The sequence below is a fragment of the Streptomyces sp. NPDC006450 genome (assembly GCF_040612195.1).
GTDB lineage: Bacteria > Actinomycetota > Actinomycetes > Streptomycetales > Streptomycetaceae > Streptomyces.
On the sequence record NZ_JBEXPT010000017.1, the window covers coordinates 36,545 to 57,360 of the forward strand.

At 71.3% G+C, this 20,816-nt stretch carries 13 protein-coding genes and 1 pseudogene; 8 read left to right on the forward strand and 6 right to left on the reverse strand.

Features of this window, described 5'->3' with window-relative positions:
* Nucleotides 1-123: 123 nt before the first annotated feature.
* From ABZY57_RS09080 to serA, 4 genes are all read left to right on the forward strand, one after another.
* On the forward strand, nt 124-2,013 hold the full coding sequence (locus ABZY57_RS09080; RefSeq protein ID WP_356509680.1) for an acetolactate synthase large subunit: 1,890 nt from the start codon (nt 124-126) through the stop codon (nt 2,011-2,013).
* 32 nt (nt 2,014-2,045) lie between these two features.
* Nucleotides 2,046-2,570, forward strand: coding sequence for an acetolactate synthase small subunit (gene ilvN, locus ABZY57_RS09085; RefSeq protein ID WP_330332795.1), 525 nt, complete (start codon nt 2,046-2,048; stop codon nt 2,568-2,570).
* 143 nt (nt 2,571-2,713) lie between these two features.
* Nucleotides 2,714-3,715: a ketol-acid reductoisomerase gene (ilvC, locus tag ABZY57_RS09090; protein WP_243337812.1), complete on the forward strand. Its 1,002-nt coding sequence runs from the start codon at nt 2,714-2,716 to the stop codon at nt 3,713-3,715.
* A gap of 285 nt (nt 3,716-4,000) precedes the next feature.
* The gene (gene serA / locus ABZY57_RS09095; protein ID WP_356509683.1) at nt 4,001-5,590 is read left to right on the forward strand and encodes a phosphoglycerate dehydrogenase; all 1,590 of its coding nucleotides are present in this window, start codon (nt 4,001-4,003) and stop codon (nt 5,588-5,590) included.
* Nucleotides 5,591-5,666: 76 nt separating this feature from the next.
* Here the strand turns inward: serA and ABZY57_RS09100 are convergent.
* Nucleotides 5,667-7,083, reverse strand: a pseudogene (locus ABZY57_RS09100) (MFS transporter).
* Between the two features lie 87 nt (nt 7,084-7,170).
* Here ABZY57_RS09100 and ABZY57_RS09105 point away from each other — a divergent pair.
* Nucleotides 7,171-7,767 carry a TetR/AcrR family transcriptional regulator gene (locus ABZY57_RS09105; RefSeq protein ID WP_356509685.1) on the forward strand — a complete coding sequence of 199 codons (597 nt, stop codon included), beginning with the start codon at nt 7,171-7,173 and terminating at the stop codon, nt 7,765-7,767.
* 40 nt (nt 7,768-7,807) lie between these two features.
* On the opposite strand, the gene ABZY57_RS09110 is transcribed toward ABZY57_RS09105, so the two are convergent.
* Entirely contained in the window at nt 7,808-11,932 is a 4,125-nt protein-coding gene (locus ABZY57_RS09110) for a caspase family protein (RefSeq protein ID WP_356509687.1), read from the reverse strand.
* Between the two features lie 54 nt (nt 11,933-11,986).
* Entirely contained in the window at nt 11,987-13,303 is a 1,317-nt protein-coding gene (locus tag ABZY57_RS09115) for a helix-turn-helix domain-containing protein (RefSeq protein WP_356509689.1), read from the reverse strand.
* A 202-nt stretch (nt 13,304-13,505) separates the two neighbouring features.
* Here ABZY57_RS09115 and ABZY57_RS09120 point away from each other — a divergent pair, with 202 nt between their 5' ends.
* Nucleotides 13,506-14,432 (forward strand): proline dehydrogenase family protein, encoded by a 927-nt coding sequence (locus ABZY57_RS09120; RefSeq protein WP_356509691.1) that lies wholly within the window; start codon nt 13,506-13,508, stop codon nt 14,430-14,432.
* 33 nt (nt 14,433-14,465) lie between these two features.
* Nucleotides 14,466-16,097 carry an L-glutamate gamma-semialdehyde dehydrogenase gene (pruA, locus tag ABZY57_RS09125; protein WP_356509693.1) on the forward strand — a complete coding sequence of 544 codons (1,632 nt, stop codon included), beginning with the start codon at nt 14,466-14,468 and terminating at the stop codon, nt 16,095-16,097.
* A gap of 103 nt (nt 16,098-16,200) precedes the next feature.
* Here pruA and ABZY57_RS09130 read toward each other — a convergent pair whose 3' ends face one another.
* Nucleotides 16,201-16,902 (reverse strand): nitroreductase family protein, encoded by a 702-nt coding sequence (locus ABZY57_RS09130; RefSeq protein ID WP_356509695.1) that lies wholly within the window; start codon nt 16,900-16,902, stop codon nt 16,201-16,203.
* Nucleotides 16,903-17,031: 129 nt separating this feature from the next.
* Here ABZY57_RS09130 and ABZY57_RS09135 point away from each other — a divergent pair, with 129 nt between their 5' ends.
* A complete protein-coding gene (locus ABZY57_RS09135; protein ID WP_356509697.1) occupies nt 17,032-17,601 on the forward strand; it encodes a GNAT family N-acetyltransferase in 570 nt (189 codons plus the stop codon).
* Here ABZY57_RS09135 and ABZY57_RS09140 read toward each other — a convergent pair.
* Complete coding sequence (locus ABZY57_RS09140; RefSeq protein WP_356509698.1) at nt 17,598-19,628, reverse strand: phosphocholine-specific phospholipase C; 2,031 nt, start codon at nt 19,626-19,628, stop codon at nt 17,598-17,600. The two genes, ABZY57_RS09135 and ABZY57_RS09140, sit on opposite strands and share 4 nt — an antisense overlap.
* Before the next feature lie 119 nt (nt 19,629-19,747).
* Nucleotides 19,748-20,761 (reverse strand): NADP-dependent oxidoreductase, encoded by a 1,014-nt coding sequence (locus tag ABZY57_RS09145; RefSeq protein WP_356509700.1) that lies wholly within the window; start codon nt 20,759-20,761, stop codon nt 19,748-19,750.
* Nucleotides 20,762-20,816 lie beyond the last annotated feature (55 nt).

A 20,816-nucleotide genomic window follows, 5' to 3' on the forward strand; every position in this document is an offset into this window, starting at 1 on the left:
CCCCGCTCAACGCACCCGACGCGCTCCCCTCGCTTGCCTCCCGGCACGAGGGGTTTTTTGTTGCACTGGCAACGTCGCATCTCGTACCACCCTCCTCGTAAAACCCTCAGCTTCGAGAAGAGAATGCCGATGACCGAGCAGGCCACCGGGGCCCACCATCCGCAGCCGCGGGCCCGTACCGGCGGACACCACGCCGCCGCAGTTGAGCACGTCACGGGTGCGCAGTCCCTCATTCGCTCTCTCGAAGAGGTGGGGTGCGACACCGTCTTCGGCATTCCGGGGGGCTGCATCCTCCCGGCGTACGACCCGATGATGGACAGCAAGAAGGTCCGCCACATCCTGGTCCGCCACGAGCAGGGGGCCGGCCACGCCGCCACCGGCTACGCCCAGGCGACCGGCAAGGTCGGCGTCTGCATGGCCACCTCCGGCCCCGGCGCCACCAACCTGGTCACCCCGATCGCCGACGCGCACATGGACTCCGTGCCGCTCGTCGCGATCACCGGCCAGGTCTCCTCCAAGGCCATCGGCACCGATGCCTTCCAGGAGGCGGACATCGTCGGCATCACCATGCCGATCACCAAGCACAACTTCCTGGTCACCAAGGCCGAGGACATCGCGAGGACCATCGCCGAGGCCTTCCACATCGCCTCGACCGGCCGCCCCGGTCCGGTGCTGGTCGACATCGCCAAGGACGCCCTGCAGGCGAAGACCACCTTCTCGTGGCCGCCGAGCCAGGACCTCCCCGGCTACCGGCCGGTGACCAAGCCTCACGCCAAGCAGATCCGCGAGGCCGCCAAGATGATCGCCGCCGCCAAGCGGCCGGTCCTCTACGTCGGCGGCGGCGTCATGAAGGCCGGCGCGACCGCCGAGCTGAAGGTCCTTGCCGAGCTCACCGGTGTCCCGGTCGTCACCACCCTGATGGCTCTGGGCTCCATCCCGGACACCCACCCGCAGAACGTCGGCATGCCCGGCATGCACGGTGCCGTCACCGCGGTGACCGCCCTCCAGAAGTCGGACCTGCTGATCGCGCTCGGCACCCGCTTCGACGACCGCGTCACCGGCAAGCTGGACAGCTTCGCCCCCTTCGCCAAGGTCATCCACGCGGACATCGACCCGGCCGAGATCGGCAAGAACCGCGCCGTGGACGTCCCGATCGTCGGTGACGCCCGCGAGGTCATCGCCGACCTGATCCAGGCCGTCCAGGCCGAGGCCAACGACGGCAACGCCGGCGACTACACCGCCTGGTGGAAGGACCTCAACCGCTGGCGCGACACCTACCCGCTGGGCTACGACCTGCCCGAGGACGGAACGCTCTCCCCCCAGCAGGTCATCGAGCGGATCGGCCAGCTGGCACCGAAGGGCACCATCTACACGGCCGGTGTCGGCCAGCACCAGATGTGGGCCTCGCACTTCGTGAACTACGAGGAGCCCCGCACCTGGCTGAACTCCGGCGGCGCCGGGACCATGGGCTACGCGGTCCCCGCCGCGATGGGCGCCAAGGTCGGCATGCCGGAGCGCACCGTCTGGGCGATCGACGGCGACGGCTGTTTCCAGATGACCAATCAGGAACTGGCCACCTGCGCCCTGAACAACATCCCGATCAAGGTCGCGATCATCAACAACGGTGCGCTGGGCATGGTCCGCCAGTGGCAGACCCTGTTCTACAACCAGCGGTACTCGAACACCGTCCTGCACGCGGGCGAGACGGGCACCGACACGGCCGTCGGCTCCCAGCTCGGCGAGTCGGCCGCCCCCCGCATGGGCACCCGCGTCCCGGACTTCGTCAAACTGTCCGAGGCCATGGGCTGCGTGGCGCTGCGCTGCGAGGACCCGGCCGACCTGGACAAGGTCATCGCCGAGGCCAACGCGATCAACGACCGCCCGGTCGTCATCGACTTCATCGTCCACGAGGACGCCATGGTGTGGCCGATGGTCGCCGCCGGAACCTCGAACGACGAGGTCATGGCCGCACGGGGCGTCCGCCCCGACTTCGGCGACAACGAAGACGACTGAGCCGAGAGAGCCTGAGAGAGAGAACGACTCACATGTCCAAGCACACGCTCTCCGTCCTGGTCGAGAACACGCCCGGCATCCTCGCCCGGATCGCCGCGCTGTTCTCCCGCCGCGGGTTCAACATCGACTCCCTTGCGGTCGGTGTCACCGAGCACCCCGACATCTCGCGCATCACCATCGTCGTGAACGTCGAGGACCTCCCGCTGGAGCAGGTGACCAAGCAGCTCAACAAGCTGGTCAACGTGCTCAAGATCGTCGAGCTGGAGCAGCACCACGCCATCGAGCGTGAACTCGTTCTGGTGAAGGTCCGCGCCGACAACGAGACGCGCTCGCAGATCGTCGAGATCGTCCAGCTGTTCCGCGCCAAGACCGTCGACGTCTCCCCGGAGGCCGTCACCATCGAGGCCACCGGCGGCACCGACAAGCTGGGCGCGATGCTCAAGATGCTGGAGCCCTTCGGCATCAAGGAGCTCGTCCAGTCCGGGACGATCGCCATAGGGCGCGGCGGCCGGTCCATCACGGACCGCAGCCTGCGCGCGCTCGACCGCAGCGCCTGAGCCCTGCCGGGCCGGTGACGCCACCGCCCGGTCGCGCCCCGCCCGTTCGTCACTCGCTCGCTCGTATGGCGAGACCGAGAACCACGTATTCCGTTCCCCGCCGTACGGTGGGAGCAACACCAGCGCACCAAGGAGATATCCCAGTGGCCGAGCTGTTCTACGAGAACGACGCCGACCTGTCCATCATCCAGGGCCGCAAGGTCGCGGTCATCGGTTACGGCAGCCAGGGCCACGCCCACGCGCTGTCGCTCCGTGACTCCGGCGTCGACGTCGTCGTCGGCCTGCACGAGGGCTCGAAGTCCAAGGCCAAGGCCGAGGAGCAGGGCCTGAAGGTCCTGCCCGTCGCCGAGGCCGCGGCCTGGGCGAACGTCATCATGATCCTGACCCCGGACCCGCTCCAGGCCGAGATCTACGCCGCCTCCATCGAGTCGCACCTGGAAGAGGGCGACGCGCTCTTCTTCGGCCACGGCTTCAACGTCCGGTACGGCTTCATCAAGCCCCCCACCAACGTGGACGTCGCCCTGGTCGCGCCGAAGGGCCCGGGTCACCTGGTCCGCCGTCAGTACGAGGAAGGCCGCGGCGTGCCCTGCATCGCCGCCGTCGAGCAGGACTTCACCGGCTCCGCCTTCCAGCTCGCGCTGTCGTACGCGGCGGGCATCGGCGGCACGCGCGCCGGCGTCATCAAGACCACGTTCACCGAGGAGACCGAGACCGACCTGTTCGGTGAGCAGGCCGTTCTCTGTGGTGGCGCCTCCGCGCTGGTGAAGGCCGGTTTCGAGACGCTGACCGAGGCCGGCTACCAGCCGGAGATCGCGTACTTCGAGTGCCTGCACGAGCTGAAGCTCATCGTCGACCTCATGTACGAGGGCGGCCTGGAGAAGATGCGCTGGTCGGTCTCCGAGACCGCCGAGTGGGGCGACTACATCACCGGTCCCCGCATCATCACGGACGCCACCAAGGCCGAGATGAAGAAGGTCCTCGCGGAGATCCAGAGCGGCGAGTTCGCCAACACCTGGATGGCCGAGTACAAGGCCGGCCTGCCGAAGTACAACGAGTACAAGAGCGCCGACGAGGCGCACCTGCTCGAGACCACCGGCAAGAAGCTCCGCAAGCTGATGAGCTGGGTCGACAACGACGAGAGCTGATCCGCTCCGCCGCGGGCCGGGACGGTGCGTCCCGGCCCCGCGGCGCACGGGCCGCAGGCCCGTACGGCGGTCCCCGATGGGCCTTCCGGGTGACGGCTTGTCCACCCCGGCCAATCTCGTGCGGGTGATCCTTCCGTACAGGCGGAATTCCGTTCCGGATCCGCCACTACACTGCTCAACACAACGCGTCAGGCCCACAGTGTCGTGCGTCTTCCACGCGGCTACCCCCCTCCACCGCCTGCGGCCGTCGGGACGGCCGTCCGCACTGGACTTGTGAGGACCCACGTGAGCTCGAAACCTGTCGTACTCATTGCCGAAGAGCTGTCGCCCGCCACGGTGGAGGCGCTCGGCCCGGACTTCGAGATCCGGCACTGCAACGGTGCCGACCGTGCGGAGCTGCTCCCCGCGATCGTGGACGTCGACGCGATCCTGGTCCGCTCCGCGACCAAGGTCGACGCCGAGGCCATCGCCGCGGCCAAGAAGCTGAGGGTCGTCGCCCGTGCGGGCGTCGGTCTCGACAACGTCGATGTCTCGTCCGCCACCAAGGCCGGCGTGATGGTCGTGAACGCACCGACCTCCAACATCGTCACCGCCGCCGAGCTGGCCTGTGGCCTGCTCGTCGCGACGGCCCGCAACATTCCGCAGGCCAACACCGCCCTGAAGAACGGCGAGTGGAAGCGGAACAAGTACACGGGTGTCGAGCTCAGCGAGAAGACCCTCGGTGTCGTCGGCCTCGGCCGCATCGGCGTCCTGGTCGCCCAGCGCATGTCGGCCTTCGGCATGAAGATCGTCGCGTACGACCCCTACGTGCAGCCCGCGCGCGCCGCCCAGATGGGCGTCAAGATGCTGACGCTCGACGAGCTGCTCGAGGTCGCCGACTTCATCACCGTGCACCTTCCCAAGACCCCCGAGACCCTCGGTCTCATCGGGGACGAGGCCCTGCACAAGGTCAAGCCGTCCGTCCGCATCGTCAACGCCGCCCGCGGCGGGATCGTGGACGAGGCCGCGCTGTACTCGGCCATCAAGGAAGGCCGCGTCGCCGGCGCCGGCCTCGACGTGTACGCGAAGGAGCCCTGCACGGACTCCCCGCTGTTCGAGCTCGACCAGGTCGTCTGCACCCCGCACCTCGGCGCGTCCACGGACGAGGCCCAGGAGAAGGCCGGTGTCTCGGTCGCCAAGTCGGTGCGCCTCGCGCTCGCCGGTGAGCTCGTGCCCGACGCGGTCAACGTCCAGGGCGGCGTCATCGCCGAGGACGTGCGTCCCGGCCTGCCGCTCGCCGAGAAGCTCGGCCGCATCTTCACCGCGCTGGCGGGCGAGGTCGCGGTCCGCCTCGACGTCGAGGTCTGCGGCGAGATCACCCAGCACGACGTCAAGGTGCTCGAACTCTCCGCGCTCAAGGGTGTCTTCGAGGACGTCGTCGACGAGACGGTCTCCTACGTCAACGCCCCGCTCTTCGCGCAGGAGCGCGGCGTCGAGGTCCGCCTGACCACCTCGTCGGAGTCCCCGGACCACCGCAACGTGGTGACCGTGCGCGGCACCCTGTCGGACGGTTCGGAGGTCTCGGTCTCCGGCACGCTCGTGGGTCCGAAGCACCTGCTGAAGATCGTCGGCATCGGCGAGTACGACGTGGACCTGGCGCTCGCCGATCACATGATCGTCCTGCGCTACACCGACCGTCCGGGCGTGGTCGGCACCGTCGGCCGCATCCTCGGCGAGGCCGGCCTCAACATCGCGGGCATGCAGGTCGCCCGCGCCGAAGAGGGCGGCGAGGCCCTCGCGGTCCTCACGGTCGACGCCGAGGCCCCGGTGAACGTCCTCGCGGACATCGCCACCGAGATCGGCGCCGTCTCGGCCCGCACGGTCAGCCTCGGCTGACGTTCCGGCAGCGGACGCAGCGAAGGGCCCGGGGGAGACCCCGGGCCCTTTCGCATGTCCCGCCCCGCTACGCCGCTCAGTGCGCGAGTGCTTCGCGGGCCGTGGCCGGCTCCGCCGGAGCCTGGGCCCGGGCCTCACGTCCGCGGAGCAGGGCCGCGGCGAGCACCGCCGCCGCGAGGAGCAGGACCGTACCGCCCCAGGCCGCGTACTGCATGCCGTGGACGAAGGCCTCCCGGGCCGCTGTCAGGACCTGCCCGCCGGCCGCGCCGCCGAGCTCCTGCGCGGCGGCCACGGCCCCGCCCAGGGTCTCCCGCACGGCGGGCTCGGAGCCGACCAGGTCGGAGCGGTAGACGGCCGTGCCCAGGCTGCCCAGGACGGCCATCCCGAGGGCGCCGCCGAACTCCTGGCCGGTCTCCAGCAGGGAGGCGGCCGAGCCGGCCTTCTCGGCCGGGGCGGAGCCGAGCGCCATGTCCGAGACCAGGGACATGACGGTGACGATGCCGCAGGCGAGGACCCCGGCTCCGGTCAGCAGCAGCCACAGCGAGTCGGTGTCCACCAGGCTGATCAGGGCGAACCCGGCGGCGGCGAGGACGAAGCCGGCCGCGATGACGTGGGCCCGGTCGGTCTTCTGGGCGAGGGCCGCACCGACGGGGGCGGCCGCGCCGATCAGGACCGAGGGGGCGAGGCTCCAGAGGGCGGCTTCCAGGGTGCCCATGCCGAGCACCGACTGCAGGTACTGCGTGGTGAAGAAGGCCGAGCCCATGATGGCGAAGGCGGCGACGGCGTTCAGGCCGACGCCGGCGCCGAAGCCGCGCCCCCGGAAGAGGACCCGGGAGATCATGGCGTCGCCGCGGGTGCGCTGGCGGCGCACGAAGAGGTACCCGAAGGCCAGGCCGGCGGCGAGGCAGCCCGCGGGGAGCGGGGCGAAGCCCGCGACGGCGGTCGCCTTGAGGCCGAAGACCACCGGCAGCACGGCGGCCATCGACAGCGGCACGCTCAGCAGGTCGAAGCGGCCGGGCGCCGGATCCTTGAACTCGGGGACCAGCACGGGGACCAGTACCAGCAGAAGCAGCATCGCGGGCACGTTGATCAGGAAGACGGAGCCCCACCAGAAGTGGTTCAGCATCACCCCGCTGAGCACCGAGCCGAGGGCGATCCCGCCGGTCATGGCGCCGGACCAGATCGCGATGGCCTTGCCGCGCTGCCGGTCGGCCTGGAAGAGGTTGCGGACGAGGGCGAGCGTGGACGGCATCAGGGTCGCGCCGCCGATGCCGAGCAGCACCCGGGCCGCGATGAGCAGCGTAGCTGTCGCAGATCCAGAACTGCTGGGTGGCGCTGGGGTCCAGCCCCCGGGTGATGGCCGGGATGGCGAAGTAGAGGACGGAGACGTCCATCGAGACCAGGAGCAGGGGGAGCAGGGGAACGGTGAAGGCGGTCCATTCCCGGCGACCGGCGAGGCGTGCTGCGGGGTTCTCACAGGCAGCAATGCACAAGCGTCATATACTGTTGCCTAGGACGATCGTATGGAACGAATGTGTAGGACGTTTGTCTTGGGCGGTCGTCTTGGCTACCGTGAGGCCATGGGACATCGCGAAGACTTGCTGGAAGGCGCCAAGAAGTGCCTGGTCGAGAAGGGTTTCGTGGGGACGACCGCCCGCGACATCGTCAAGGCCTCGGGGGCGAACCTGGCCTCGATCGGCTACCACTACGGCTCCAAGGACGCCCTCATGACGGAGGCGTTCCTCGCCGTCATCCAGGAGTGGGGTGACCAGTTCACGTCCGGAGTGACGGGCGAGGGCGGCTCGTTGGAGCGCTTCCGCTCGGTATGGGACGGGGTGCACGCCGGCCACGAGGCGTCCGGCCCGGTCTGGGCGGCCAGCATGGAGGTCGCACTCACCCGGGACCGCCTCCCCGAACTGCGCGCCCTGCTCGCCGCCTCGCAGGGGGAGGGCCGCAAGGGGCTGGTCTCGATGTTCACCGGCGTACCGGAGGAGGACCTGACGGAGGAGGACCTGCGGACCGCCGGCGCCTTCTACCAGGCCCTGCTGAACGGCTTCATGCTCCAGTGGCTCTTCGACCCCGCGTCGGCCGCGACCCCGGCGGAGCTGACGGAGGGGATGCGGCGGGCGGTGGCGGCGATGGCGAAGGCGGGTCCGGGGGAGGGTTCCGCGTCCTGACCCCGGGGGAGCGCCGGGCGGCCCGCGGCCCGGCGTCCGCTCAGGGCTGCGGCGGCGCCTCGGCCAGGATGAGCGCGGCCGCCGCCTCCCAGGTCACGAGGGCGGCGAGGCGGCCGCGCAGCTCGGCGATCCGGGTGTAGGCGGTCTCCCGGTCGGCGAGGCACCGTTCGATCCGCTCGGCCCACACGGCGGCGTCCCGGTCGGAGTCCATCGTGACAGGGACGATGAGGTCCTCGGCGTCACCGCGCAACTCGTCGCGCAGGAGCTGGGCCAGCCCGCTGTTCCCGCTCGCCAGCAGGGGCACGCCGCGGATGACGGCCTCGGCCCCGATCATGCCGAACCCCTCCGAGCGGGAGGGCATGATGACCAGACTTGCGCAGCCCATGTCCCGGTCGAGGGGGCCGGGGTTCGGCGAGAAGCCGCGTACGGTCACGTTCAGCGCGGGAACGCGCGACCAGTCGACGATGTCCTCCCGCTGGTCGCCTCCCTCGCCAGTCGGAGCCCCGCGCACGAGGAGTTCCACCGGGTCGGTCGACGCCTTGGTCCGCAGATCGTGCACCAGGCCCAGGGCGCGGGCCGCCAAGTCGACTCCCTTGAGCTTGGCCTCGTCGGTCCGTCCGGCCAGGAGCACCGTGAGGGGAAGCCCGGGTGGCGGGGTGCGCGGGGCGGGAAGGGCCCCGGTCCGCAGGTCGAAGCCCGGGTTGAGCTGCTGCAGCGGCGGCGCTTCGGCATCCCAGAGCGCGTTGGCGAACCGCCCGTGCAGCCGGGGGCCGACGGCGAAGGCGCGGTGGGCGGTGGCCGCCAACTCGTGCTCGATCTGCGTGCGCTCCTCGGCGCGTTGGGCCCGGTCCGTGGTGTCGTCGAGTTTGTGCCACTCGATCTCGTCGGGCGCCATGTGGATGATGTGCAGTCGGCGGGCCTTCGGGAAGTAGTCCTCCTGCAGGTGCGCGGCCACCGGTCCGGTGATCCGCCCGTGGCCGATGATGAGGTGGGGTGCCAGCGGGATGAGGGGCCGGCGGGAGAGCCGGCCGTATTCGGGGGCGCCGGGCGCACCCGGGTGGCACAGGAGGGTGACGTGCTTGTCCCGCGCGTCGAGTTCCTCGGCGCCGCTCATTTTCAGGACGGTGCAGAAGACCTGTGCCCCGGCGGCCGCCAGCGCCGCGCACAGGTGGCGGTTGAAACTGCTCAGGCCGCCGTGCGCGGAGAACCACTCGGTGGCGACGACGAGGACGACGGGTCGTGTGGAGAGCAGGCGCGAGACGGCCTCCTGGGCCGTCCCGTCGTCGGTGACGGGCGAAGGGCCGGTGGGGGAAGGGCCGGTGGGTGCGGGGTCGGTGGGCCGGGCGCCGGACGGTGAGGGGGCGGAGCCGGTGGTGGCGCGGTCCTGGAGAGCCCGCAGCAGCGGTTCCGGCGCGGCATGGCGCAGGAAGGCGGCGTCCGTCAGCAGGTCGTCGAGGACGCGGCCCGCCGCCGCGTGGGTGACGAGGTGCCGGCGGATGTAGGGGCTCGCCGCCTGCCAGTCCCGCTCACCGGACGGGCCGACCGGTACGTGCCTGATGAGGGCGAGGGCCATGCGGCGGTGCCGCTCCCGGTCCTGGCCGGTGGACCGCAGGTGTTCCGCGAACGTCTGGTGGAAGAACCGGTAGACGGTGACGCCCTCGTCCCGGTCCTCGGTGACGAGCCCGTCCGGCTGGGCGAGGAGCGCGCGCACGTCCTCGTCCGTGCGGGGCTCGTCCGTGAGCGCCTCGGCCAGCGGAGCCCAGAGCTCGCGCGGCAGTCCCCTTCCCTGGGCGTAGGCGAGGGGCAGCAGCAGGCCTGTGAAGCGGGAGGGGCTTTCCTCGTCGTGGACGCGCTGGTCCCAGAGGCTCGCGTACACCTCCTCGACGCTCGGCGTCGCCCCGCTCTCCAGCAGGGCGCGGGCCAGCAGTTGCGCGGTGAGGAAGGAGCCCCGCGCGCTCCGGGCGATGGCCGCGGCCTCGGCCTCGGCGCGGGCCGGATCGCCGGCGTAGCGGAGGGAACCCCGCTCGGGCAGCAGGGGAGCCTGGTCGAGCAGGTGGCGGGCGTAGGCGCGGACGTCCTCGTCGTCGCGGTAGGGCGGCTCGTCGAGGTCGACGACCCGGACGGCCGGGCCGAGCGAGCCGAGCTGGTGCCGGCGCGTGCCGACGACCACCCGCACCCCCGGAAGGAGGCTCAGGGGACCGACGAGGTCGGTGGCGATCCGTCCGGCGTCCGGGGTCTCGTCGAGGCTGTCGAGGAGGATCACCAGGGGGTCGGCGCGTGCGCCGAGTGCCGTGAACAGGTCGTGGCGGTCGGCGGTCGCTGGCAGGCCGAGCGCCGCCGAGAGCTGTGTGGTGATGTCCGAGGGCGACGCCGTACGGCAGCTCAGCGCGATGAGGGCCGCGTCCGGTGGCGGAGCCACCCGGGGCGACAGGCTCAGCCGGGCCGTGCTGTCGGGGTCCATGAGGGAGATGAGGCGGCCGAGCAGCGCGGACTTGCCGCTGCCCGGAGCGCCCGTGACGGCGAGCGTCTCGTTGTCGCCGCCCGGCGAGGAGAGCCACTCGGTGAGTGCGCTCAACGCCTCCACGCGCCCGACGAAGAGGTCCCCCTCGACCGACGCGTGCGCCACGCCCCGGGCGGGTGCCGCGAAGTGGTCGTCCTGTTCCCGGCGGATCCGGGCGGTACTGGAGATGTCGAGCGCGTCCGGCGGAAGGCCGGGTACGTACGCCGGATTGGGGAAGAACGGGTCCTCCCCGCTCGCCCCCGGGCCGACCATCCACAACCGCTTGGGCAGGTGGCGGGCGCCGAGCCGCCTCCGCACGCTCTCGGCCACCGACGGGACGGCGAGGAAGCGCTGCCGCTTGTCGGCCGACGGTTCGGTGAGCACCTCCCGCAGCGCCCGCGTGAGCGTGCCGATCTCCCCGGCCACGTGGTCCTGGGCCGAGGTGAGGACCCAGGTTCTTCCCTCCGACGGCCGGGTGTTCCCCGCCTGGAGGGCCCGTAGGGTCGCGGCCCCTGCGGCCGAGCCGCTGGTGCAGACGTCGAGGACGATGAGCGAGTGCCCGGCCAGCTGGTCCGTCGCCAGGCGGGTGAACTCGTCCGCGGGGACGGCCGCGTGCGGGAAGTCGCTCACGCCGTCGTCCGAGCAGAGCAGGTACTGGCGGCCGCCGTGTTCGGCGCTGTGACCGGCGAAGTACACGAACAGGACGTCGTCCGGCCCCAGCCGTGTCGCCCTCGTCCACCTGCGGAGGGCGCCGCGCAGCTCGGCCGAGGTCGGATTGACGGACACGTCGGTCAGGGCACGCTCGTACCCCATCCGGGAGAGGACCTCGGCGAGGGCCTGTACGTCGCCCACGACCCCGGGCAGGTTCAGCTCGGGCGACGTGTACTGAGAGACCCCCACGAGGATCGCGTAGCGGTGCCCCGGAACACCCTCGGCCTTTGGCCGGTGGCTGCGCAGCACCGCCCTCAGCGCCGAGGCGGCTCGCTGGGCGGCCCACTCCTGCGCGACGCGGGAGTTGGACGTGCCGGCAGCGCCGAACCGGTCGCTGATGCCACAGATCATCAGGGTCGGCGGCCGCTGACCCGGGACGGCCGCCAGAGTCGGCCAGGGGCCCTCCAGGGCGATCGCGAGGGCGTCGCCGATGTGGTGGCGGCGGAGGAACCGGGCAACTCCGTAGGCGGAGGTCGGCAGAAGCGCGTCGCTCGCGGCGATCGGCCCGAAGTGGGCCTGCATGTTCGGCATGCCCCACAGGGCGGAACGGGCCGCCTCTTCGAGCACGTACGAGGCCGGGACGACCTCCGGGCGGACCGAGGACTCTTCGGTTGTCGGGGTCTGACCGGTGCCGCGGATGTCGTATGTCCGCGTGCTGACGACGACGTCCCCGATCGCGACGCTGCCCTTCACACCGCCGGCGACACCCACGAAGAAGACGGCCTCGGGCTGCAGCCAGTCGACGAGCAGTGCGGCCACGGCGTCCGCCTGCCCGGCGCCCGCCCCCGGGCCGCCGATGACGACCTGCCAGGAGGTGCCCGGCAGCAGACCCTTCTCGACCCGGATTCCGTCGGGGTGGACGAGCTCCAGGGTCCCTTCGAGATGCTCGCGAACGGCGTTGCGTTCGAAGGGGGTTGAGGCGAGGACGAGGGCTATCGGCTGCTGCTCCGGCACGCCCCCACGGTACTGGCAGACGGGGCGGGACCGGCATGGTTCGAGAGAGACGGCCTAGCCGTGCAGGCGGGCCGCCTTGAGGGCCATGTGGAGGAGCAGGCGGTCCTCGCCCTCGTCCAGGTCGAGACCGGTCAGCTGCTCCACCCGGGACAGGCGGTAGTACAGGGTCTGGCGGTGGATCCCCAGGGCCGCCGCCGCGCGGCCCGCCTGGCCGGCGCAGTCCAGGAACACCTCGGCGGTCCGGGCCAGTTCGGGATTGGCCGGCCCGCCCAGGGCGCGGGCGACCGGGTCGTCCAGGGCCTCCTCGGCGACGGAGGCCAGCATGCGGTAGGGCCCGATCGCGGACCACTGCGCGACCGGGCCGAGCCGTGGCCCGGCGGCGGCGGCCCGGGCGGCGGCGGTGGCCTGCTGCCAGGCGGCGGGCAGTTCGGCGAGCGCCCGCACGGGGTCGGACACCCCGGCGGTCACTCCGGTGGCCGCCCCGGGGGCGGCGGGCTTGCCGCCGGCGGGCGCGGTGCGGGCGGTGCCGCCGGCCTTGGGGGAGGAGGGGCCGGTGCCACCGGCCTTCGGTGAGGCGGGGCCGAGGCCGCTGCCGAGGCCGGTGCCGCCCGCCCCGCCGGCCGGGCGGGGCATCAGGCGGGAGATCGCCGTGAGGGCCGGAGCCAGCGGGTCCGCGCCCCGCAGCCGGATCAGCACCGCGAGGCACTGCCCCGCGGGCCCGCCGCCCTGGTGGGGCTCCTGCTCGCCGGCCCCCCGCCAGGGGACCACGCACACGGCCGCCGCTCCCGGGACCGAAGCCGGGGCCTCGCCCCGCCAGGGGCTCACGCAGACCGCGGCGTGCGGTCCCTCGCCGCCCGGGCCCAGTGCCACCCGTAGCGCGGTCACCGCCATGTCCTGCTGCCAGCCGCGCCCGGCGGTGAGCACGGCGAGGAACTCGCGGGACAGGTCGGCGCCCGCCCGGGCCTCCTCCGCGAGCAGCAGCCCGATCCGCTGGGCCACCTCCATGGCGGCGGCCAGGGCCTCCGCGTCGGGGCCGGGCTCCTGGTCGAGGAGCCACACGTAGCCCTGGACGATCCCGCGGTAGCGCACCGGCAGGCAGATCCGCCCGCGGAAGACGCCGGCGTCCGGGGCCGCCGGGATCCTGACCGGTCCGGTGGCGCGGGCGATGCCGAAGCCCTCGAACCAGGACCGGACGGCCGCCGTCGACTGGCGGGTCAGGATCGAGCGGGTCCGTACGGGGTCCATGGCCAGATCGTCGTCGCTGTCGTGCGCGCCGAAGGCGATGAGGCGGAAGTCCCGGTTCTCCAGCGTCGCCGGAGCGCCGAGCAGCGCCGAGATCTCGTCCACCAGGTCCTGGTAATCGCCCTTCACCCGCACATTCTCCCACTCCCGACCCCGCTCTTCAGACAGATGTATGAGATCCGGGCCACGGATGCGTGACAGCTGTCGATGGCAGAGGATCGGGGAGATCCCTAGGTTTCACGGTGGTTTTACTCGCGTTTTCCTTATGGCCTCCGTCGTCCCGGCGCGGGGCGAATGTCGGCTTCTGCCCGCCACCCGTTGGAGGTACCCCGTGCTGGGTCCCGCGATCCTCGCCGCCTCGCGCAGCGACAAGATGCGCCGAATCGTCTCTGCCGCCCCGGTGACCAAGCCCGTGGTGAACCGGTTCATCCCCGGTGAGACGGTCGACCAGGTCATCCCGATCGTCGAGGACCTCACCGCCAAGGGCCTGGAGGTGACCCTCGACGTCGTCGGCGAGGACATCACCACGGTGGAGCAGTCCCACGCCGCGCGTGACGCGTACCTGGAGCTCATCGAGCAGCTCGCCCACCTGGGCCTCGGTGAGACCGTCGAGATGTCGGTGAAGCTGTCGATGTTCGGCCAGGCGCTGGAAGGCGGCCACGAACTGGCCCTCGCCAACGTCCGCCCGGTCGTCGAGGCCGCCGCCGCCATCGGCACCACGGTGACCCTGGACGCCGAGGACCACACCACCCTCGACTCGATGTTCGCCATCCACGAGGAGCTGCGCCGCACGTTCCCGCAGACCGGCTGCGTGATCCAGGCGTACCTGTTCCGCACCGAGGCCGACGCCCGCCGCCTGGCCGCGTCCGGCAGCCGCGTACGCATCGTGAAGGGCGCCTACAAGGAGCCCGCCGAGGTCGCGTACCAGGACAAGGCGGAGATCGACAAGGCGTACGTCCGCATCCTGAAGATCCTGATGGAGGGCGAGGGCTACCCGATGATCGGGTCCCACGACCCGCGCCTGATCGCCATCGGCCAGGAGCTCGCCCGCAAGGCGGGGCGCAAGCTGGACGAGTACGAGTTCCAGATGCTGTACGGCATCCGCAGCGAGGAGCACCTGCGGCTGGCCGCCGAGGGCCACCGCATGCGCGTCTACACGGCCTACGGGACCGACTGGTACGGCTACTTCATGCGGCGCCTCGCGGAGAAGCCCGCCAACCTGCTCTTCTTCCTCCGCTCGATGATCACCAAGAACTAGGCCCTCCCACTAGCTCAAGGAGCACCCCGCATCATGGACGCTGTAACCCAGGTCCCCGTGCCGGTCAACGAGCCGGTCCACTCGTACGCCCCCGGCACCCCGGAGCGCGCACGTCTCGAAATCCAGCTGAAGCAGCTGTCCGAGAACCCGATCGACCTCCCGATGACGATCAACGGCGTCAAGCGGATGGGCGGCGGCGAGCGCTTCGACGTCGTGCAGCCCCACGACCACAAGTCGGTCATCGGCACCTACGCGAACGCCACGCGGGCCGACGCCCAGGAGGCCGTCGACGCCGCTCTCGCCGCCGCCCCGGCCTGGCGCGCGATGTCCTTCGACGACCGCGCCGCGATCATCCTGCGCGCCGCCGAGCTGCTGTCCGGCCCGTGGCGCGAGAAGCTGGCCGCCTCCACCATGCTGGGTCAGTCGAAGACCGCGCAGCAGGCCGAGATCGACACCCCGTGCGAGCTCGTCGACTTCTGGCGCTTCAACGTCCACTTCGCCCGCCAGATCCTGGCCGAGCAGCCGGTCGCGAACTCCGCCGGCGTGTGGAACCGCAGCGACCACCGCCCGCTCGAGGGCTTCGTCTACGCGATCACCCCCTTCAACTTCACGGCCATCGCCGGCAACCTGCCGACCGCCCCGGCCCTGATGGGCAACGTGGTCGTGTGGAAGCCGTCCCCGACGCAGACCCACTCCGCGGTCCTCCTCATGGAGCTGCTGGAGGAGGCCGGCCTGCCGAAGGGCGTCATCAACCTGGTGACGGGCGACGGCATCGCCGTCTCCGACGTGGCGCTGACCCACCCCGAGCTGGCGGGCATCCACTTCACCGGTTCGACCAAGACCTTCCAGTACCTGTGGAAGACGGTCGGCACCAACATCGAGAACTACAAGTCCTACCCGCGCCTGGTCGGCGAGACCGGCGGCAAGGACTTCGTCGTCGCGCACCCGTCCGCGGACCGCGCGATCCTGAAGACCGCCCTGACCCGCGGCTCCTTCGAGTACCAGGGCCAGAAGTGCTCGGCGTCCTCGCGCGCCTACGTCCCGGCCTCGATCTGGAACGACGGCTTCAAGGAGGCCTTCGCGGCCGAGGTCGACGGCATCACCATGGGCGACGTCCGCGACCTGACGAACTTCATCGGCGCCGTCATCGACGAGCGTTCCTTCGCGAAGAACAAGGCCGCGATCGACCGCGCCGCCGCGGACCCGACCTGCGAGATCGTCGCGGGCGGCACGTACGACGACTCGGAGGGCTACTTCGTCCGCCCGACCGTCATCGCGTGCACCGACCCGGCGAACGAGGTCTTCACGACCGAGTACTTCGGCCCGATCCTGGCGATCCACGTCTACGAGGACGCCGAGTTCGACGCGATGCTCGCGCAGATGGAGTCCGTCTCGGCGTACGCCCTGACCGGCGCCGTCATCGCGCAGGACCGCTACGCGGCGGCCGACGCGATGGAGAAGCTCCGCTTCGCGGCGGGCAACTTCTACATCAACGACAAGTCGACCGGCGCCGTCGTCGGCCAGCAGCCCTTCGGCGGCGGCCGTGCTTCGGGCACCAACGACAAGGCCGGCGCGGCATCGAACCTGATGCGCTGGACCTCGACCCGCTCCATCAAGGAGACCCTGGTGGCCCCGACCGACTACGGCTACCCCCACATGGGCTGACCTCCGCCCGCTGAACCCCGCCCCCGTTCCGGTACCCCCAAGTCCGGAGCGGGGGCGGTTTCCATGTCCGGCGGCCTACGCAGACGTAGACCTAGACCTAGACCTAGACCTCGACCAGGACCTGGTCCAGGGACTTGCGGACCAGGTCCGGGACCTCGCAGGCGTCCGACGGGTAGCCGACCGGGATGACCGCGAAGGCCTTCTCGTTCTCGGGGCGGTTCAGGACGTGGGAGAGGAAGCGCATCGGGCTCGGTGTGTGGATCAGGGCGGCCAGGCCGGAGAGGTGGAGGGCCGACAGGAGCATGCCGACCGCGATGCCGACCGACTCGTCGACGTAGTAGTGCTTGTGCTTCGTGCCGTCCTCGCCGAGCCAGTAGCGCTGCTGGAAGACCACGATCAGGGCCGGGGCGTCGGTGAGGTGGGTCTTCACGGCGTCCGTGCCGATGGGGCGCAGGGCCGCCAGCCACTCCTCGCCGAGCCGGCCGTCGTAGGACAGCTGCTCCTCCTGCTCGGCGGCCGCGCGGATCTGTTCCCGTACGGCCGGGTCCTTGACCAGGACGAAGGTCCACGGCTGCTGGTGGGCGCCGGAGGGCGCGGTCGCGGCGCACGCGATGGCGTCCCGGACCGCCTGTTCGGGCACCGGGTCGGTGGAGAAGTGGCGTACGGTCCTGCGCTCGTCCATCCGCGTCCGCAACTCGGCGGCGCGCGCGAGGGATTCCCCGGTCGGCATCCGCTCGGGGCGATAGGGGGCGGGGCGGTACGGCTGGCCGTGGATCGGCGTCCACTGCTGGGTATCGGGCGACATGGGGCGAGTCTGCCGAGCCAATGGTCCAGACCGCCAGAGTTGCGGCGGCCCAATCTGGCCGGTGGGTGATATTTCATGTCCGCATAGCGGATACGGCGGGTGGGGGAGCCCGCTTGATACGGTCCCCGGATGGGTGACGAGGGCACGGAAACCGGACGGGACGTCTCGCTGCGGCACACCGCGCAACTCACCCGGGAGGAGCTGCGGCGGGTGCGGGAGTTGCTCGACGGGGCCTTCGAGGGGGATTTCGGGGACGAGGACTTCGAGCACGCGCTGGGCGGCATGCACGTGCTGGTGTACGAGGCGGACGCGCTCGTCGCGCACGGGAGCGTCGTGCAGCGGCGGGTCCTGCACCGGGGCCGGGCGCTGCGCACCGGGTACGTCGAGGCCGTGGCCGTGCGGGCCGGCCGGCGTCGGCGCGGGCTCGGCGGCGTGGTGATGGAGGCGGTCGAGGGAGTCGTCGAGCGGGCCTACGTGCTCGGGGCCCTCAGCGCCTCCGCCGACGGGGCCCGGCTGTACGCGGGCCGCGGTTGGCGGGTGTGGGGCGGGGAGATCGGGGTGCTCGGGCCCGGCGGGCCCGAGCGGCTGCCCGAGGAAGAGGGCTCGACGTACGTGTGGACGCCGCCCGGCGGCGGGGTGCTCCTCGACCCCGCCGCCGGGCCGCTGCGGTTCGACTGGCGCGACGGCGACGTCCTCTAGCTGCCGCTGATGCTCGGGGCGCCCGTCTCGATGTGGCCCGTGTAGCGGCGCGACCAGGTGCCGTCGGAGTCGGCGAGGACCGTGAAGTCGTACCAGCCGTTGTGGTAGGCGACGGCGTTGAAGTGGTCCTCGCGCGAGGAGTTCGCCGGCACGGTGTACGTCCACGGGCCGTCCGCGCGGTAGGCGTTCGCGCGGATCGTGAAGGTGACCGGCGAGGCCGAGGCGTTCGTCATCTTGAAGTAGAGCGCCGTCTTGCCGGTGCCCGGCTCCACCGCGAAGCGGGACGCGACCTCGATCGACTTGCCCGCCTTCGACGCGTCGCCGATGAAGCGCCGCAGGAAGCGGTTCGGCCCGTGCATCGAGATGTCGTACTTGCCGGAGCCGCTGCCGAGCCCGATGTTGAAGTAGTCCGTCGACGTCGCGCCCGGGTCGACCGTGTACTGCCAGGCCGCGGTGTCCCGGTACTGGTGCGGGTGGATCGAGAAGTGCGCCGGCCGCTTCGCCTCCGTGCCCGCGTTCGTCATCGAGAACCAGGCCAGGATCTTGCCCGCCGCCCCGAACTCGAAGCGGTCCAGGTTCCCGTTGACCTGGTACGGAAGGGCCCGCGCGGGCCGCGTCCCGGCCTCCTGCGCGGGCAGCGCGTTGTCCTGCGGCACCGGGTTGGGGAGCGGGCCGCAGGTCGCCTGACCGATGACCTTGGCGGTCGACGGCAGGCCGGCGGGAACCCCGTAGACCGGGTGCGCGAAGTCGAAGACGCCGGTCAGGTCGCCGACGACCTTGCGGCGCCACGCGCTGATGTTCGGACAGGTGGCCGGGGTGCCCAGCGCCGCCGTCCACGTCTCCATGAAGCGCAGCACGGAGGTGTGGTCGAAGACCTCGGAGCTCACCCAGCCGCCGCGGGTCCACGGGGACATCACGATCATCGGGACCCGGAAGCCGAGTCCGATCGGGGTGCCGTCGATGTACTCGCCGGGCGTGCCGGGCGGGGCGATCGGCGGCGGGACGTGGTCGAAGAAGCCGTCGTTCTCGTCGTAGTTGAGGAAGAGGACGGTGGAGTCGAAGACCTCCGGGTTCGCCGAGAGCGCCCGGTAGACCAGGTCCACGAAGTGCGCGCCGTCACCGGGCGGGGCGTACGGGTGCTCGGAGAAGGCCTCGTTCGCCACGACCCAGGAGACCTGGGGGAGGGTGCCGGCGACGACGTCCGCGCGGATGGCGGCGGCGATGTCGTCGGGGGTGGAGCCGGTGACCTTGGGGACGGAGCCCATGCCCCGGTCCCACAGGGGGTTGCCGGGGGAGGCGTCCGTGAACTTCTTGAAGTAGGCGAGCCCGTTGTCCCCGTAGTTGTCCTGGGCGTTCTGGTACACCTTCCAGCTCATCCCGGCGCGCTGCAGGGCCTCCGCGTACGTCTCCCAGGTCAGCCCGGACTCGTCGCCGCCGTCTTTGCTGCCCGCGTCGATCTTGCCGCTCCACAGGAAGGTGCGGTTGGGGCCGGTCGCGCTCAGGGTGGAGCAGAAGTAGGCGTCGCAGATGGTGTAGTTGTCGGCGAGGCCGTAGTGGAACGGTATGTCGCCGCGGTCGAGGTAGCCCAGGGTGCGGGTGTTGCCGACGCCGGTGACGAAGTTGTCCATGCGGCCCTTGTTCCAGGCCGCGTGCTGCGAGGTCCAGCTGTGCGGGAGGTCGCCGTTGCACTGGGCGAGGGTCTCGCCGTCGACGCCGCCCGCCGGCGGGGTGGAGCTGAGCTTCCACGGGTAGTGGCGGCCGCCCCAGTTGGGCTGGTTGAACATGCCCCAGCCGCCCGGGATGTTGCCGGCCGCGCGGTCGCCGAACCCCCGGACGCCCTTCAGCTTGCCGAAGTAGTGGTCGAAGCTGCGGTTCTCCTGCATCAGGATCACCACGTGCTTCACGTCGGTGATCGTGCCGGACGCGGTGGCCGCGGCCGCCGAGGTCGGCGCGATCGCGGGCAGGGACGCCCCTGCCATCAGCCCGGCGCCGATCCCCACGAATCCTCTGCGGCTGATAGGTGTCACTGGCTGCTCGCCTCCAACTCAAGTGCCCCGCTGGCACATTGACGGCAAGCGTGGCGGTAGCCGCGCCAAAGGTCTACATCCGTGCGGTAAGAACTCGGTGAACATCCGGTCGGCTGGAATCAATCCCCGAGGCGGACGAGCATCTTGCCCAGGTTCTCCCCCCGCAGCATGCCCAGGAAAGCCTCCACGGTGCGGTCGAATCCCTGGACAACGGTGGTGTCGGTTCCCACGCGGCCGCTGCGCAGATGCGGGACCAGGAAGTCCTCCAGCTCCTCCTGCAGATTGGTGTGATTGCGAACCAATACCCCTTCCAGGCGCAGTGACTTGTGTACGACCTCGAAGAGGTTGCGGGGTGCGGCCGGCGAGCGGTCCCCGTTGTACGTCGAGATCGCGCCGACCCAGGCGATCCGTCCGTACTCGCGCAGACTCCCGATCGCGCCCTCCAGGTGGTCCCCGCCCACGTTGTCCACGTACACGTCGATGCCTTCGGGGGCGGCCTTCGCGAGCTGCTCGCCGACCGGCCCGTCGTGGTAGTCGAAGGCGGCGTCGAAGCCGAGCCGCTCCGTGAGGTGGCGGACCTTGGCCGCCGAGCCGGCGCTGCCGACGATCCGGCGCGCGCCGAGCAGCCGGGCGATGTGGCCGGTCGCCGTGCCGACCCCGCCCGCCGCGGCGGACACGAAGAGGTCCTCGCCCGTGCGCAGCGCGGCCGTCCGGGTCAGGGCGGCGTACGCGGTGAGGCCGGTGCCGCCCAGGATGGAGAGGTACGCCTCCAGGGGGACGTCCGCGTGGCCGCGCAGCTTGCGGGTGCCGTCCGCGCCGAGGGTGACGAGGGCGTGCGTACGCCAGCCCTCGCGGTGGAAGACCAGGTCGCCCTCGCGCAGCCCCGGATCGCGGGAGGCGATCACCCGGCCCACCGAGCGGCCCTCCAGCGGGGTGTTCAGCTCGAAGCCGTCCTCGCCGCCGTCCATCATCCCGCGGTGGTACGGGTCCACGGAGAGCAGCAGGTTCTCCACGAGGGCGGTGCCGGGCCCCGGCTCGGGAAGCGGAGTCTGCACGCGGGCGAAGTCGCAGGCGGCGGGGAATCCGGCCGGGCGGGCGATCTGGTGGACGGCGTAGGCGGTGTTCGTGGTCATGGCGCCGACGCTAGGAGGGAATCGCGGGCCCGGGCAGGGGGTTGCGTTCATGGAA

Excerpts from the sequence above, each read along its gene's own strand:
- ABZY57_RS09080 (WP_356509680.1), top strand. The coding sequence starts at position 124 with ATGCCGATGACCGAGCAGGCCACCGGGGCCCACCATCCGCAGCCGCGG.
- ilvN (WP_330332795.1), top strand. The coding sequence starts at position 2,046 with ATGTCCAAGCACACGCTCTCCGTCCTGGTCGAGAACACGCCCGGCATC.
- ABZY57_RS09105 (WP_356509685.1), top strand. The coding sequence starts at position 7,171 with ATGGGACATCGCGAAGACTTGCTGGAAGGCGCCAAGAAGTGCCTGGTC.
- pruA (WP_356509693.1), top strand. The coding sequence starts at position 14,466 with ATGGACGCTGTAACCCAGGTCCCCGTGCCGGTCAACGAGCCGGTCCAC.
- ABZY57_RS09130 (WP_356509695.1), bottom strand. The coding sequence starts at position 16,902 with ATGTCGCCCGATACCCAGCAGTGGACGCCGATCCACGGCCAGCCGTAC.
- ABZY57_RS09135 (WP_356509697.1), top strand. The coding sequence starts at position 17,032 with ATGGGTGACGAGGGCACGGAAACCGGACGGGACGTCTCGCTGCGGCAC.
- ABZY57_RS09145 (WP_356509700.1), bottom strand. The coding sequence starts at position 20,761 with ATGACCACGAACACCGCCTACGCCGTCCACCAGATCGCCCGCCCGGCC.